Annotated in this window: 11 protein-coding genes, 3 tRNA genes and 1 pseudogene; 13 read left to right on the plus strand and 2 right to left on the minus strand. The window is 45.0% G+C overall.

From position 1 onward, the window contains the following. Positions 1–3: 3 nt before the first annotated feature. Positions 4–762 carry a DeoR/GlpR family DNA-binding transcription regulator gene (locus AB840_RS05320; protein ID WP_048513799.1) on the minus strand — a complete coding sequence of 253 codons (759 nt, stop codon included), beginning with the start codon at positions 760–762 and terminating at the stop codon, positions 4–6. A gap of 260 nt (positions 763–1022) precedes the next feature. On the opposite strand from AB840_RS05320, the gene phnX reads away from it, so the two are divergent. The 9 genes and pseudogenes from phnX (at position 1023) to AB840_RS05365 (ending at position 9982) form a co-directional block, all read left to right on the plus strand. Further along, positions 1023–1790 (plus strand): phosphonoacetaldehyde hydrolase, encoded by a 768-nt coding sequence (phnX, locus tag AB840_RS05325; protein WP_048513800.1) that lies wholly within the window; start codon positions 1023–1025, stop codon positions 1788–1790. A 15-nt stretch (positions 1791–1805) separates the two neighbouring features. Continuing rightward, positions 1806–2735 carry a phosphate/phosphite/phosphonate ABC transporter substrate-binding protein gene (locus AB840_RS05330; protein ID WP_143742687.1) on the plus strand — a complete coding sequence of 310 codons (930 nt, stop codon included), beginning with the start codon at positions 1806–1808 and terminating at the stop codon, positions 2733–2735. A gap of 15 nt (positions 2736–2750) precedes the next feature. Further along, positions 2751–3530 (plus strand): phosphonate ABC transporter ATP-binding protein, encoded by a 780-nt coding sequence (gene phnC, locus AB840_RS05335; protein WP_048513801.1) that lies wholly within the window; start codon positions 2751–2753, stop codon positions 3528–3530. Beyond that, positions 3527–4299, plus strand: a pseudogene (locus AB840_RS05340) (PhnE/PtxC family ABC transporter permease). Before phnC ends, AB840_RS05340 begins: the two are co-directional and overlap by 4 nt. Further along, a complete protein-coding gene (locus AB840_RS05345) occupies positions 4296–5138 on the plus strand; it encodes a PhnE/PtxC family ABC transporter permease (protein WP_143742686.1) in 843 nt (280 codons plus the stop codon). Before AB840_RS05340 ends, AB840_RS05345 begins: the two are co-directional and overlap by 4 nt. A 14-nt stretch (positions 5139–5152) precedes the next feature. Then, the gene (locus tag AB840_RS05350; RefSeq protein WP_048513802.1) at positions 5153–6286 is read left to right on the plus strand and encodes a phosphonoacetaldehyde reductase; all 1134 of its coding nucleotides are present in this window, start codon (positions 5153–5155) and stop codon (positions 6284–6286) included. Positions 6287–6444: 158 nt separating this feature from the next. After that, complete coding sequence (locus tag AB840_RS05355; RefSeq protein ID WP_048513803.1) at positions 6445–7227, plus strand: FAD binding domain-containing protein; 783 nt, start codon at positions 6445–6447, stop codon at positions 7225–7227. Next, on the plus strand, positions 7224–7691 hold the full coding sequence (locus AB840_RS05360; RefSeq protein ID WP_253184848.1) for a (2Fe-2S)-binding protein: 468 nt from the start codon (positions 7224–7226) through the stop codon (positions 7689–7691). Before AB840_RS05355 ends, AB840_RS05360 begins: the two co-directional genes overlap by 4 nt. Beyond that, entirely contained in the window at positions 7688–9982 is a 2295-nt protein-coding gene (locus tag AB840_RS05365) for a xanthine dehydrogenase family protein molybdopterin-binding subunit (protein WP_048513804.1), read from the plus strand. The genes AB840_RS05360 and AB840_RS05365 overlap by 4 nt, the downstream gene beginning before the upstream one ends. Positions 9983–10059: 77 nt before the next feature. On the opposite strand, the gene AB840_RS05370 is transcribed toward AB840_RS05365, so the two are convergent. After that, the gene (locus AB840_RS05370; protein ID WP_048513805.1) at positions 10060–14364 is read right to left on the minus strand and encodes a 2-hydroxyacyl-CoA dehydratase; all 4305 of its coding nucleotides are present in this window, start codon (positions 14362–14364) and stop codon (positions 10060–10062) included. Between the two features lie 260 nt (positions 14365–14624). Between AB840_RS05370 and speE the strand changes: the two genes are divergently transcribed. From speE to AB840_RS05390, 4 genes are all read left to right on the plus strand, one after another. After that, positions 14625–15473, plus strand: a complete 849-nt coding sequence (gene speE / locus AB840_RS05375) for a polyamine aminopropyltransferase (RefSeq protein ID WP_048513806.1) — start codon at positions 14625–14627, stop codon at positions 15471–15473. A 115-nt stretch (positions 15474–15588) separates the two neighbouring features. Continuing rightward, a tRNA-His gene (locus AB840_RS05380) sits at positions 15589–15664 on the plus strand. Between the two features lie 2 nt (positions 15665–15666). Next, positions 15667–15741, plus strand: a tRNA-Gln gene (locus AB840_RS05385). Positions 15742–15746: 5 nt separating this feature from the next. Then, positions 15747–15822, plus strand: a tRNA-Lys gene (locus AB840_RS05390). Positions 15823–15955: the final 133 nt, after the last annotated feature.

Here is a 15955-nt window from a genome sequence, read left to right on the forward strand (position 1 = left end):
GATTTATTCAATTCGAATGCCAGCACGAAGGTATATTTGTTTATCCTCTGATGTTACTTGATTATCCATGAGAATCAGCGGTGTTTTCATCAATGGGAAAACCTGTTTCTTTGCCAGACGATTCAGTTTGGTTGAATCCATAACGGCTACGGTTTTCCAGGCGTTTTTTGCCATAATCTGCATGATTGGGATTTCATGGAAACGAAAATCGGTCAGTCCATTCTGACTGTCCAGAGAATTGACGGCAAGAAAACAGATATCGGGAAAATATGTTTCTGCCTCACGGAGGCAGCGGCTTCCCCAAGTCGATTGCTCCGAGCTGTCCCATTCTCCGCCGATGAGATGGATGCGGCAAGTTGTATTGCAGGAAGCGGCCTCCGCAGCGGCGATATTATTGGTGATGAGTACGCAGGTTATACCTGAGCGGCCTATTTCTTCGGCAAGAATGGTTGTCGTCGTACCAGAATTGAGCATGATCACATCGTCTCGTTTGATCAGCTGGAGTGCTTTGCGTGCCGTTTCCCGCTTGAGTTCATTGTGAATTATCTTACGTCCGCTGAAATGAGAAAATTGCAGTGAATCTTGTACCGCTTTTGCTCCTCCGCGAATGTATTGGACCAATCCGGCCCGATCCAGTGCTTTTAAATCGCGTCGTACCGTATCAATAGATACCCGCAGCCGTTCTGACAGATCTTCCAGTTTGACGACGGAGGTACGGTTGAGTTCTTGTAAAATTAAATTTTTGCGTTCTTCTTGAATCATGAGAGTACTCCTTTTGGCATGCCTTTTGTGCAGCTTGTTGTTCAATCATTTTCTTTATTGTATATCATCCCTTTTCTAAGGACAAGATATTTTACTGTAAAAAGATCATATATTCATTATAAAAATATGAAATATTTTACCGATTATTTACGACATATTCGCAATAATAAGACAAATTAGCCGTAATATAAACATATACAAAATAATAAACAGCATAAATAGGCAAATAAATGTACAATGTGTTGGGGAGGAGTAAAAATATGAAATGGGAAGGTATTATTCTTGATTGGGCAGGAACGACTGTTGATTTTGGCTCTATGGCACCGGTGACAGTATTTAAAGATATTTTTGAAAAAAGAGGGATTACAGTGACCAATGAAGAAATTCGCCGGCCTATGGGAATGCTGAAATGGGATCATATTCAAACGATGTTGAAGATGCCGCGCATTCAACAGCAATGGAAAAATGTATTTGGCACAGCACCTCAGAACAGTGATATTAATGATTTGTATAATGATTTTACGCCGATGCTGCTTCATATGTTAGATGAGGGAACAAAAGTGAAGGAACATACTATTGATACTATTTGTGAGTTACGGCGCAGGGGATATCAAATAGGAAGTACAACTGGCTATACCGATATTATGATGAAACCGGTCTGCCAATCTGCAGCCCAGCAGGGATATGAGCCTGAGTTTTGGATTACACCGGATGCTGTTGGTGGATTTGGCCGGCCGTATCCATATATGATTTTTCGTAATATGGAATATTTTAAATGGCAGCAAGTCAGCTGTATTTTAAAAGTAGGTGATACGGTAACCGATATATGGGAAGGCAAGCATGCCGGCGTTAAGACTGCCGGAATTATCATTGGCAGCTCTGTTATGGGACTTTCGCAGGATGAATATGGTAATTTGACAGCAGAAGAAAAAAATATGGCATGTGAAAAGGCACGCAAAGTATATGAGGAAGCTGGGACTGATTATATTTTTCAGGATATCCGGGATGTGTTGTGTGTGGCAGAATAAGGAGACAGATACCAAATGAATATGAAGAAATTAATACGGGAAATTAGTGTTTCATGCTTGCTGTTGGCAGCAACTGCTGCTATGGGCGGATGCGGTGGTTCCGGATCGGGTGAAGCGGTGCAAAGACCTTTTACGATTGCTTATGCACCCAATGAATCGACAGAGCAAAGTGCCGATGCGCGCAGTGGTATGTCTGCTGACTTAAGCAAAGTGCTGGGGAGAGATGTCAAGGAAATCAGTGCGTCTGATTACAATGGGATTATTGAAGCGCTGCGGACTAAAAAGGCAGATATGGCATATTTAGGTTCTGAAGGGATTGCCTTGGCCAATAAGCGCCTTGATGGTAAGATTGATGTCATCGTTATGAAGGCCCCAAATGGTGATAAAGCAAAAGCCACCTATAAATCTGTTTTTATTACCCAGGCAGACCGAAATGATATTAAGGCTGTTCAGGATATAAAAGGGAAAAAAATGGCATTTGTTGATCCTGGTTCCACATCAGGCAATCTTGTACCAACCGGGATGTTGATTCAAACGTTTTCCAATGAAAAACTCGATTCAGAAATGCTGCATATGAATGGAAAATTCTTTTCATCGGCTATGCATACGGGAAAACATCAGGCCAGTATACAGGCGGTCGCCAAAGGAGATGTAGATGTAGCCGCTGTATCGGATCAGATTTTACAAGCGGAAATCAGCAACGGCAATGTAAATGCTTCAGATATTAAAATTATCGGGACATCAGAGCCCATTCCTTCAGAAGGAATGATTATTCGTGCCGATATGGATGCAGACCTGCGCAAAAAAGTAACGGAATTTTTACTTAGCTATGATAATGAAGCGTATTTTACCAAAGTTATTAAAGTCAAGGGAGCCCGTTTTGTAGAAGCCTCCAAAACAGATTATGATCCAATTATTGAATTAAATAACATTCTTAATCCGTAGAAAGGAATGATACGCATGGCATCCTTATTAACTTTTCAGGACGTAAGCAAAGTCTATCGCAACGGAGTCCATGGGCTGAACCATGTTACCTTTTCTGTCTGGCCTGGTGAATTTGTTGCTGTGATTGGACCGTCTGGCGCTGGAAAATCCACGTTGCTCCGATCTATCAACCGGCTCCATAATGTGACAGGTGGACATATTCTAATTGTCGGAGAAGATATTTCCCGGGCCAGAGGACGTCATTTGCGTATGCTGCGCCGGCAAATCGGTATGATTTTTCAAAACTATAATCTTGTGTACCGCTTGTCTGTTTTGCAGAATGTTTTGCATGGACGGCTGGGATATATGTCTTCTGTGCAGGGTATGCTAGGCCGTTATTGTGAAGAGGATAAACGTAAGGCCATAGGAATTTTAAGGGAAATTGATATGGGCGATTTTTTGAATACCCGAGCGGCCGATTTGTCTGGCGGTCAGAAACAGCGCGTAGGTATTGCCAGAGCGTTCATGCAGGAGCCGCAGATACTGCTTTGTGATGAACCCATCGCTTCGCTGGACCCGTCCAGTGCGAAAATTATTATGGATATGATTTTTGCGATGGCATCCCGACGCCGCATTGCCTGTGTGGTCAATCTGCATCAAATTGATGTGGCGGCAGCATATGCGTCACGGATTATTGGATTGCGCAAAGGAAAAATTGTTTTTGATGGTACGCCTGGTGAATTGACTGATGGGGTAATAGAACAAATTTATGGAACAGCAATTTCACAGCTTAATGTAAAGGAGCGGGCCATATGAATACAAAGGAATCGCAGGTATGGACAGGTCTGCTGCTTCTTATCGGAGTGTCCTTTATCGCGGCTACGGCATACACCGGGTTTAATCCGATAGCCGTTATTCCTCATCTGAGAGAAGGCTGGACCTTCTTTTTCGAGGATTTTCTGCCGCCACCCCTGCATCTTAAGGAACCCATTATAGAATGTATTGCGGTGACGATTGCGCTGGCTGTTTCATCGACCTCTGTGGCAGCGGTGCTGGCGGCAGGCGCAGCGGTTCTGGGGAGTGAACGCACGACGCCCTTTTGCTGGCTTGCAGGTATAGTCAGGGGAACTGCTACTTTTTTACGAAACATTCCTACGCTAGTCTGGGCATTTATCTTATTTTCTTCACTGGGAATTGGAACCAGTGTAGGTTTTATTGCGTTGGTTATTACGAGCTTTGCATTTATGACCCGGACATTTATTGAAGTGATTGATGAAATACCGGAGGATCCCTGGAGTGTATGGAGGCAGTCGGGGTGGATTTTTGGCAGCGGATTTTTCAATGTATTATCCCTTGTTGTATTGAAGGGTTTATTTCATGGTTTCTCTATTGCCTGGAAGTGAATATCCGGGCTTCGACGATTGTCGGCATGGTAGGCGGCGGTGGCAGCGGTATGATATTGTTGTCGTATTTAAAGGAATTTAAGTACTCACAGTCGGCGGGAATTATTTTTGTTATTGCCAGTATTGTCATTCTGGTAGATAGTATGACAAGTATGCTGCGAAAGAAGGTGATGAACAGATGAACATAGATGAAAACGAGCAGATAGTAAAAATGCCGGTACGGCCCTTTTATCGGCATGGAGGAAAGATTGATGTCAGCGTAAAGGGAGAAAGCCCGTTTATCCGGCGATTTCTTCTAGGTACTGCTGTAGCGGCGATAGGATCGTTGTATATGCTTCATATTGACTGGATGCAGCTGGGAGCCAGAGCCGGGAGTATTGTTACTATTTTTGGAAAAATGGTACATTTTAATATGACCGATATAGATTTTACACTTATTTCTTTTGCGGATACTTTTTCTATTATGGTATTAGCTACGGTATACAGCATTCTGAGCGGACTGCTGTTTGGCCTGCTGGCATCGGAAAATATTGTCAGAAATCGCGCTGTGTCAATGAGTGTCAAGGCCTTTTTTACTTTTCTTCGAGCAGTACCGACGCCGGTCTGGGTATTACTGATGCTGGTATGTTTTGGTTTTGGGCCGATTGCTGGGATTATGGGCCTATCCATTCACACGACGGCTTTTTTTACCCGTGCTTTTTCGCAGGCCTTTGAAGATGTACCGCAGGATACAATAGACAGCTTGGAGGCTTTGGGGGCTACGCGGCTGCAGGTCATTTGGTGCGGCATTATTCCCTCGTCAGTTACGCAGCTTATCGCATGGATTGCCTTGCGGTTTGAAATCAACTTTTCTGAATGTGCCATTCTTGGTATGCTGGGGGCCGGCGGTATTGGGTTTGCTATTTCTACCAGTATACAGAATTATCAATATGGTCAGGCAGGAATTGCCATTTTTTTAGTATTTCTTTTTGCATTTTATCTGGAACGAGGTTTTTTATTCGTTAAACAGTCCATTCGTTGAAGGAGTGAGAGGTATTGGAATTTTTTAATCCTGTACATATTGTGGCGGGTATAGATGGAGCAGCTTATTTGACTAGGTTTATAGAAAAGCAGTATAGTAAACTGGGAATGATACTGCTGATAACACGGGGCATGGATTTTCTGCAAAGTGATGCGTATAAATTATTGAAAAGCATATTGGAGCCTTGGAAAGTACGCGAAGTTTCTTTAACGGTTTCCAATCCGGATGTAGCTGATATGGCAGCATTGCTGGAGATACTTTCCGGAGAAAGCTATGAGGGGATTATTGCAGTTGGCGGTGGCAGTGTTTTGGATACAGCTAAAACGATGGCGCTGGCCCTTCTGGTGGGCATCCGGGGTATTGCGGCTTTGCGGAAGTTTGTTCTTCGCGGGCAGTATGAGCCAGTGGTGCCAATTCCCTGGATCGGTATTCCAACAACCTCGGGTACGGGGTCGGAAGTAACGTCATGGGCGACGGTATGGGATAAGGAAAACGAGTGTAAAATGTCTTGCTCCTGTGATAAAAATTTTGCGGTCTTGGCGGTTATTGATCCGATATTTACCGTAACCTGCCCACTGTCACTTACAATATCTTCAGCGCTGGATGCGGTCTGCCACAGTACGGAATCTTTTTGGGCCCGCCATACTAATGAAATTTCACAAGAATTTGCACTGCTTGCTATTCGTCAGATTCGCGGTCATTTAGAAGACTTGGCGCAGCACCGTCAGGATGATGCGCTGCGCTTTTTGATTGGCAAGGCGAGTCTATATGCTGGCATGGCGTTTAGCAATACGCGAACTACGGTCTGCCATTCGGTATCCTATCCGCTGACAGAGAAGTTTGGTATTCCTCATGGCGTGGCAGCGGCATTGACATTGGGAGACTTTATGGAATTTAATAAAGCTGCGATTCCAAGGTATGATGAATTACTGCTGGCTTTTCAATGTCATTCGGCACAAGAAGTAAAGTCGTGGATTTTTCGCATGCTGGGGCTGGGGAATTTCAGCACTCATCTGTATGATTATCGTATTACACAGTCAGATATACCGTACTTGGTCAGGCATTCTTTTACCAAAGGGCGGACAGATAACAATCCCGTTGCCGTACAGGAGTCGGATGTAGATCAGTTATTGCGTCATCTGGTATAATTTTATCAAAATAGAGCAGGTATCCTTGGAGTTATCGTTGGGTATCTGCTCTATTTTGATATGTATTGGCATGGACAGAATGCGGTAAATGCTGTTACAATAAAATGTAAGAAAACTGTGTGATATACAGAAATTTAAAATAAAGGAGGCGTTGTAGCATGCAGATTGCGCAATATACGAAAGCGCAAAGCCTGACCGAGGCATGGGAACTCCATCAAAAACGGCATTCAGTCATCCTGGGTGGCTGCTGTTGGCTGCGTCTGTCGCCGCAGCGTATGATACAACACGCAATTGATCTGTCGGCGTTGGGCTTGGATACTATCGAAGAAACAGATGGAGAATTTCGTATAGGGGCGATGACCTCTTTACGGAGCCTGGAAGTATCCGCCGCATTAGAATGCTGTACAGATGGCGCACTAAAGGAGGCGCTGCGGCATATTGTGGGAGTGCAGTTCCGAAATATGGCTACGATCGGCGGCAGTATTTGCGGCCGGTTTGGATTTTCTGATGTTATTACCTTGCTGCTGGCTCTTGATGCTGATGTGGTGTTGTATAAAGGCGGACGGATGAAGCTGGAGGCATTTGCGGCAACAGGTGCGGGAACGGATGTGCTGACGCATGTTATTCTTTCCAAGGCCGGCAGAGGGACGGCGTATGCTTCGCTGCGGCTGAATGCGACGGATTTCCCTATTATTGCCTGTGCTGTTTCCGGTAGCGCGGAAGCGGTGCGCTGTGCCATTGGAGCTAGACCGTCACGGGCAGTTGTGCTGCGGGCGGTGCGACAAGATGCGGCAGCACAAGGGCCGGCAAAGATGGCACGCCAATGGGCGGATGCTGTTTCGTATGGTTCCAATATGCGCGGTTCGGCGGAATACCGGCGCGACATGGCGGAGGTTCTGTGCCGGCGGCTTTTGGAACGGGTGATGGGAGCGGATGTATGATGAACATAGCATACTTGCTGAACGGAAAAAAAGAAAAAAGTGATATTGAGCCCGGCATGATGCTGTTGGATTTTTTGCGGAGCAAAGGCTGTCATAGTGTCAAATGCGGCTGTGAAACAACGAACTGCGGTCTCTGTACGGTGTGGCTTAATGAAAAGCCGGTGCTTTCCTGTGCCATATTGGCCGCACGTATTGACGGACAGCGGGTGACCACCTTGGAGGGAATGCAGGAGGAAGCCAGGGAACTGGCCTTATATATGGGACGGGAAGGAGCCGAACAATGCGGCTTCTGCAATCCCGGATTCGTTATGAACGTACTGGCCATGGTGCGGGAGGTTACTGATCCGACGGATAATGAAATTAATGAATATTTATCAGGAAATTTATGCCGTTGTACGGGATATGCCAGCCATTTGCGAGCCTTGCATGCTTTTATCAAAGCGAAAGGAGCCGTGGACGTATGAAAGAAATCAATCGCTCAGTGATGAAAAAGGATGCAGTCAGCCTGGTGACGGGCAAGCCTGTCTATACGGAGGATATTGCTCCTGAAGATTGTTTGGTTGTGAAAGCACTGCGAAGCCCTCACGCGCACGCAATTGTTAAACGGGTTCAGACGAAAACGGCTGCCGGGGTGCCTGGAATTGTGTGTATTATTACATCGGAAGATGTGCCGCAAAAACGATTTACCATAGCCGGGCAGACATATCCTGAGTTAAGCCCTTATGACCGGCTTATTTTGGATCCGCATATCCGATATGTCGGTGATCCCGTAGCCCTGGTTGCCGGGACGGATGTAGCGGCTGTTGATAGGGCGCTGCGTATGATCCGCGTCGAATATGAGGTTCTGAAACCGCTGCTGGATGTTAGAGATGCCAGGGATAATACGGTTATTGTTCATTCGGAAGAAGATTGGAAATCGCTGGTCAATGTTGGCGGTGATAACAAGCGAAATATTGTGGCGCAGTCTGGAGAAGACTGGGGTGATGTAGAAGGAGAGCTGGATCGGGCCGAGATTGTTATTGACCGTACCTATCATACAAAGCAGGTTCAGCAAAGTATGATGGAAACCTTTCGTAGCTATTCCTATCTGGATGCGTATGGAAGGCTCGTTGTTGTCAGCTCGACACAGGTGCCGTTTCATATACGCCGTATTGTAGCGACCGCATTGGATATACCTAAATCACAAGTCCGCGTCATTAAGCCGCGTATTGGCGGTGGTTTTGGCGCGAAACAGAGTGCTGTCATGGAAGTATACCCTTCTTTTATTACAAAATTAACAGGCCGACCGGCTATGATGATATACTCGAGGGAAGAATCAATGACCGTTTCCTCACCGCGCCATGAGGCCTATGTTCATATCAAATTGGGTGCAGACCGGGATGGAATGATTCGTGTCATTTCATTGGAATCACTTTGGAATGCCGGAGCGTATGGTGATCACAGCCCGACAACAGTTACGCTTTCCGGGCATAAATCTATTCCCCTGTACAATCAATACAAAGCATTTCGATTTAATTACGAAGCCCTGTATACGAATACTATTGCCGCAGGCGCTTATCGGGGATATGGTGCGCCGCAGGGGATTTTTGCCTTGGAATCAGCGGTCAATGAACTGGCCGCTGAATTGCATATGGATCCGGTAACGCTGCGTTTGAAAAATATTCTCCATCAGGGAGAAAAGATGCCGGCATATTTCAATGAAACCGCATTGAGCTGTCATTTGGAGCAGTGTCTTCTGCGGGTACGAGATATGATTGGCTGGGATAGAAAATATCCCCGGCAGGTACTGTCAAATGGGCATATTCGCAGTGTTGGTCTATCCTTGGCCATGCAAGGTTCCAGCATTTCCAATGTGGATGTTGCCTCGGCTACGATCAAGGTCAATGACGATGGCTTCTATTCCTTGTCCATTGGGGCTACAGACATGGGAACAGGATGCGATACGATTTTAGCTCAAATTGCGGCAGAGTGTTTGCAGTGTTCTGTCGATAATATTGTGACCTATGGTGTTGACACGGATATATCGCCATATGACAGCGGATCCTACGCCTCGTCGACAACATATCTGACGGGTAAGGCCGTTGAAAAAACCTGTCATACACTTATCAAACGCATGAAGGCTCGAGCTGCCGCGGCGCTGCAATGCCATCATACGGAATTGTTGGAATTTGACGGCACTACTATTACAGATCCGGATTCAGGGCACTGTGTATCTCTGCGGGATTTAGCCAATGGGGCTATGTGTACCAATGAAATTGCGTTGGAAGCGACAGAAGCTCATTTTTCTCCAACATCGCCGCCGCCGTACATGGCTGGCGCTGCAGAAATTGAAGTCGACCCGGAGACTGGGCATATTGATCTGATTGATTTTGCTGCTGTCGTAGATTGCGGTACTGTTATCAATCCGGCTTTGGCACGGGTACAGGTCGAAGGTGGTATTGTTCAAGGAATTGGTATGGCACTGACAGAGGATGTTATTCTGGATCCCAAGGGGCGGATTCAGAACAACTCTTTTATGCAGTACCGTCTTCCCTGCCGGATGGATATGGGGACCATTCGAGTCGAATTTGCTCCCAGCTACGAACCTAATGGTCCTTTTGGTGCAAAGTCTATCGGAGAAGTTGTCATCAATACGTCAGGACCTGCTATTGCTGATGCCGTGTATAATGCCACAGGAATCCGGTTTACAGAACTTCCCATTACTGCGGAAAAAGTGTATATGGCATTGAAGCATAAAGACTGTAAGACGCAATGAATAAATAAGTATGCACAAAAGACAGGATCGGAACACATTGTTCCGATCCTGTCTTTTATGTACTACACCAGACAATATTATTTTTCGGCGTTTAAAGTGCTATTGATATGAACTCCCTTCAGGAAGGGAATCGTTGGTTTGGTTTCTGTGTCTGCCGTTTCACGCAATCCTTCAAATGTGGTGGTAAGCATAAGCTTGAGCCTATTGGTTTGATTGACGGAACTGGCGCTTGGATCGTAATCGATAGCGACAATGCTTGTGTTGGGAAAGGCAGCTTTCAATGTTTTGATCATGCCCTTGCCTGTTACATGATTGGGCAGGCAGGCCCAAGGCTGAAGGCATACGATGTTTTTTGCCCCCCGTTTGATCAGATCGATCATGTCACCCGTAAGGAACCAGCCTTCTCCGGCTTCATGTCCCAAAGATAAAAATTCCTTGGCGTCATTAGCAATATCATAGATAGAGGTAATCGGATCAAAATGACGACTTTTGGCAACTGCTTCGCAGTAAGGCTTGCGATACCATTCCAGCAGCTTTACTGTTGACTTGCTGGCGAGAGCGGACATCCAGCTGCCGGACAGGTACTTATGTCGGAACTGGCTGTCTAAAAGCCCATATAGAAAAAAGTCTGCCATGCCGGATACAATAATTTCTCCGCCTTCTTCTTCAATCATACGTACAATGTGATTATTAGCAATAGGATGGAATTTAACATAAATTTCACCAACTAAGCCGATGCGGGGTTTCAGTTCTTCATTCATATCGATCCTGTCAAATTCTCTGATCAGATTTTTAATATTTTGCTTAAAGGTAGTGAAATCGGCTTTTATTAAGTCCGCCGCACACTTCGTCTGCCATTTATTGAACAAAGCTTCTGCCGTTCCCTTGATCTTTTCATAAGGCCGGGTGCGGTATAAGACCTGCTGCAAGGCATCCCCGTAAATCATGCCCATGACGAGACGATGCCAAAAACCGAGATGAGGCTGGAAGCCAGGCTGTTTATTAAGCCCCTTATTGTTCAGGGAAATGATGGAAACATCACCCATATTGGCATCTGCCAAAGCTTTACGTATCATTCCGATATAATTGGTGGCGCGGCAGCAACCGCCGGTTTGGGAAATAATTACAGAAGTATGCTTCAGATCGTATTTTCCTGACTTTAAGGCTGTAATGATTTGACCGAGGGACATAATAGCCGGATAGCACGCATCGTTATGAATATAGGCCAATCCTGTATCAATTGCCTGCTGTCCCTGATGGGGCAGCAATTCCATGCGGAAGCCTTCATGAGCAAAGGCTGCTTTGAATAAAGGAAAATGAATTGGCGTCATTGAGGGGGCTAAAATAACATTTGTTTGCTTATCCTTCTTCGTAAATACCGATTTTTGATACGTGTATGGTTCGACTGGTTCTTCTGTCTGTATACGATGATTCATGACAAACAGCAATGACCGGAGACGGATGCGGATAGCACCAAGATTGGAGCCTTCATCAATCTTCAAAAGTGTGTGTATTTTATGGCCGCTGGCAAGAATTTCCTGTACCTGGTCGGCGACAATGGCGTCAAGGCCACAACCGAAGGAATTTAATTCTACTAATTCTAGATTTGAGTGCTGAACAATATATTGCGCTGCCCGGTATAAGCGGGAATGATAAGACCATTGGTCTACTACCCGCAGCTCGCCTGAAAACTGCCCCAGAGGAGCTACGCCGTCTTCTGTAAGAACCGCCAAGCCAAGGCTGTTGATGAGTTCGGGAATGCCATGGTTGATTTCAGGATCAACATGATACGGACGACCGCAAAGAACAATGGCTCGTTCCCCCGTTTTTTGCAAGCGTTCCAAAATTGTTTTTGTCAGATCATACACTTTTTGTTTATAGTTTATTTCTTCATCCCATGCTGCCAATGCAGCTTTTTTTATTGCCTTTTTATCAAGGCCCCATATGCGCAGCTCTTCCTGCAGTCGGGGAATCAGTTTTTCCTTATCATGAAGTGGCAGGAATGGGAACAGGTACAGCGTGTTTGTATCTGAAAGATGTTCGGCCATATTATTGCGGATCACTTCGGGATAGCTCATTACCATAGGGCAGTTAAAGGTATTATCTTTACTGCCTTCACTGGGACCATTTTGAATGCAGGGATAGAAAATACGATCCACTTTCTTTTCCAGCAGATTTTCAATATGCCCATGAACCAGTTTGGCTGGATAGCAGGCCGAGTCAGATGGCACTGTATCCATCGCTTTTTCAAAAAGTTTTTTGGAGGAAGGGTCTGAAAGAACAACGGTATATCCTAAGGATGTGAAAAAAGTAAACCAAAATGGGTAATCCTCATATAAATTTAAAACCCGAGGAATCCCGATTGTGCCGCGAGGAGCATTGACTACTGGTTTATAGTGATTAAACAAAAGGTTATATTTGATTTTGTACATATTAGGCAAGGCTTTTTTTCTCAGTTCCGAAGAACCAGCAGCACCCCGTTCACAGCGGTTGCCGGTAATAAAGGAACGGCCATCGTTAAATGTATTGACTGTCAGCAGGCAATTATTGGTGCAATGGCCGCAGTGACGTATTGAGGTGTGGACATAAAGTTTGGACAATTCCTCTTTCGTAAGCAGCGTTGATGGACTGTGATCGGCATGGTATGCGCTGCGGCATATCAGTCCCATGCCAAAGGCGCCCATTAGTCCGGCAATGGCTGGCCGAATAACCTGCCGGCCCAACAATTTTTCAAAAGCGCGGAGTACCGCGTCGTTGTAAAAGGTACCGCCCTGAACGACGATATACTGTCCGAGCTTGGAAGGATCTTTTACCTTAATGACCTTGTATAGCGCATTTTTGATGACGGAGTAAGAAAGGCCGGCAGAAATATCTGCTAACGTGGCACCTTCTTTTTGGGCCTGCTTGACCTTGGAATTCATAAAAACCGTGCAGCGTGAACCCAAATCGATAGGACTTTTAGCCAAGAGTGCAGCATGAGCAAATTCTTCAATAGATAAATTCAACGATTTGGCAAAGGTATCCAAAAAAGAACCGCATCCGGAAGAGCATGCTTCATTTAATAAAATATCTTCGATATGGCCATCTTTCAGACGGCTGCACTTCATATCCTGACCGCCGATATCAAGAATAAAATCGACATCTGGGCAAAAATGGGCAGCGGCCTGATAATGCGCGATCGTTTCAACTTCGCCCAGATCCAAATGAAAGGCATCCTTCAGTAACGCTTCACCGTAGCCGGTAATGCCGGCCCGGGCGATAAAAGCGCCGGGTGGCAGTAAACTGTATATTTCAGATATAATCTTTTTGGCTGCCGTAAGCGGACTGCCTTCATTATTTTGATAGTGAGAATAAAGAATTTTGTTGTCTTCACTCAAAAGGACTGTTTTAATCGTCGTTGAGCCGGCATCCAGTCCCAGATAGCATGGGCCCTGATACATATGAAGATTAGCTTTGGGAACGGTATGCTTATTATGACGAGTTCTGAATTCTTTCAATTCGTCCTGGTTGTAAAACAGTGGTTCAATGCGGTCGGATGTTGCCAAGGAAGCTTCATCAACGTTTTTTAACTGTCCCATAAGATTCATGAAAGAAACAGGTGTTTCTGAAAAACTACCAAGAGCAGCCCCAACAGCTACGTACACCTGGGCATTTTCCGGAGCGATGACTTGCTCATCAGATAAATGCAAGGTTTTAGCAAACTGACGGCGCAACTGAGGCAGATAAGTGAGCGGACCACCAAGAAAGCAAACCGTTCCCTTGATCGGACGGCCGCAGGCCAGTCCTGTGATGGTTTGAAATACAATAGACTGAAAAACCGAAGCGGCAACATTTTCCTTGCTGGCGCCTTCATTCAGAAGCGCCTGGATATCTGTTTTTGCAAAAACGCCGCAGCGCGCTGCAATGGGATATAGTGTATCTGATTTTTCCGCCAGTGTGTTGAGCCCACTGGCATCTGTATAGAGCAAAGTTGACATCTGGTCAATAAAGGCTCCCGTACCGCCGGCGCAATTACCGTTCATACGGTGCTCATTACCGCCTGTCAGATAGGTTATTTTGGCATCTTCCCCACCTAGTTCAATGATGACATCAGACTGAGGATAATATGTACGAACTGCCTTTGTACCGGCAATGACTTCCTGTACGAAGGCAACACCCAGATAATCAGCCAGTGCGATGCCGCCGGAGCCAGTAATTGCGATCGTGATTTGTTGATCTCCAAAGACTTCATAGGCGTTTTGGAGCAGGTCCCATACTTTTTGGCGTATATCCGTATAGTGACGGACATAGCATGCATGCAGGCATTGTTTTGCGTCATTGAGTACGGCAATTTTTACTGTTGTGGAACCAATGTCGATACCTATATGTAATACATTTTTCATGTGTGTCACCTTATCGGCTGTATAGCCGATCTTTCCTAAATAATTATGTATAAGTAAAATACCGCTAATGTATATTGCAATATTTTATAATATTCTATACTATATTTTACCATAACCGGACAAAACTGTAAGGTGCTTATTGGGAGAAATTATATAAAAATCTATATTACCATGGAAAAAGAATTGTTTGCACTTGTATCTATTTTTAAAATAAAAAAATTGTGTTAGAATAAAGTAAAACAATAGTACAGGAGGCAGCCATGAAAGAATTTGTAACAGAACATCAGTCACCGTATTTAGATTTGACAACGGAAGTATCGGATATATTGTACAAGGGTAACTCAGAATACCAAGATATTATTGTAGCAGAATCAAGGGAATTCGGACGGATGCTCGTTTTAGACGGGGTATTTCAAACATCTGTTAAGGATGAATTTATATATCATGAAAGTATTGCGCATATTCCCTTGTTTTTACATCCTAGTCCGAAAAATGTTCTTATTATCGGCGGCGGAGATGGCGGTGCGGCCCGGGAAGCCGTGCGTCATCCGGAAGTGGAACAAGTGACGATGGTTGATATTGACGGGAAGGTTATCGAGCTCTCCAAACGTTACTTTCCGTCTATTGCCAAGGCTATGCTGGAAGGAAACCCCAAGCTTACTGTAAGAGTGGGGGATGGTATCGGATTCATGAAGGAGGCCGCCGATTTTTATGATGTGATTATTGTCGACTGTTCTGATCCCGTTGGACCTGGGGAAGGATTATTTACGTATGATTTTTATAAAAGCACTTATAAAGCGCTGAAGAAAGATGGTCTGTTTGTCCAGCAGACAGAGTCTCCCTTTATGCATCAGCCGCTGATTCAAAATATTTGGGCTTCTGTGTCTGATATTTTTCCCATTACACGTCTGTATACCTCATTTATCCCTTTATATCCCAGTGGGATGCACTGCTTTACTATGGGTTCGAAACAATATGATCCGTTGCAATGGACTCCCAACAGAAATCGGATATTCCCGACGCGATATTATAATGAAGGTATCCAGCGCAGTGCCTTTGTTTTGCCGAATTTTGTCAAGGATTTGCTGTATGGAGAAAAAGAACGGTAGTATATACTGTAAAAATATTTAAATGCTCTATTGACAGAGAATTTGAATGATGATAGAATAGTCTACGTTACCGGCTCTTCAAGAAGTAGTGTGCCTTGGTAACGCAGATACTATGGCGGGTATGGTGAAGTGGTCAACACGGCGGATTGTGGCTCCGTTACGCTAGGGTTCGAGTCCCTATACTCGCCCCAATAGGGGTATAGCCAAGTGGTAAGGCACCGGACTTTGACTCCGCTATGCGCTGGTTCGAATCCAGCTACCCCTGCCAGCCATGATCCACTAGCTCAGTTGGCAGAGCACCTGACTTTTAATCAGGGTGTCCCGAGTTCGAATCTCGGGTGGATCACCATATAAGAAGCTATCCAAACGGATGGCTTTTTTGTTTTTTATTGAAATTTATTATAGTATAGATCAAAGGACCCGTCAAACGGGTCCTTTGATCTATACTTGATTTTAAGATATGCCCTTGTAAATGCAGTACG

The sequence above is a fragment of the Megasphaera cerevisiae DSM 20462 genome (genome assembly GCF_001045675.1).
In the GTDB taxonomy this organism is placed as follows: domain Bacteria; phylum Bacillota; class Negativicutes; order Veillonellales; family Megasphaeraceae; genus Megasphaera; species Megasphaera cerevisiae.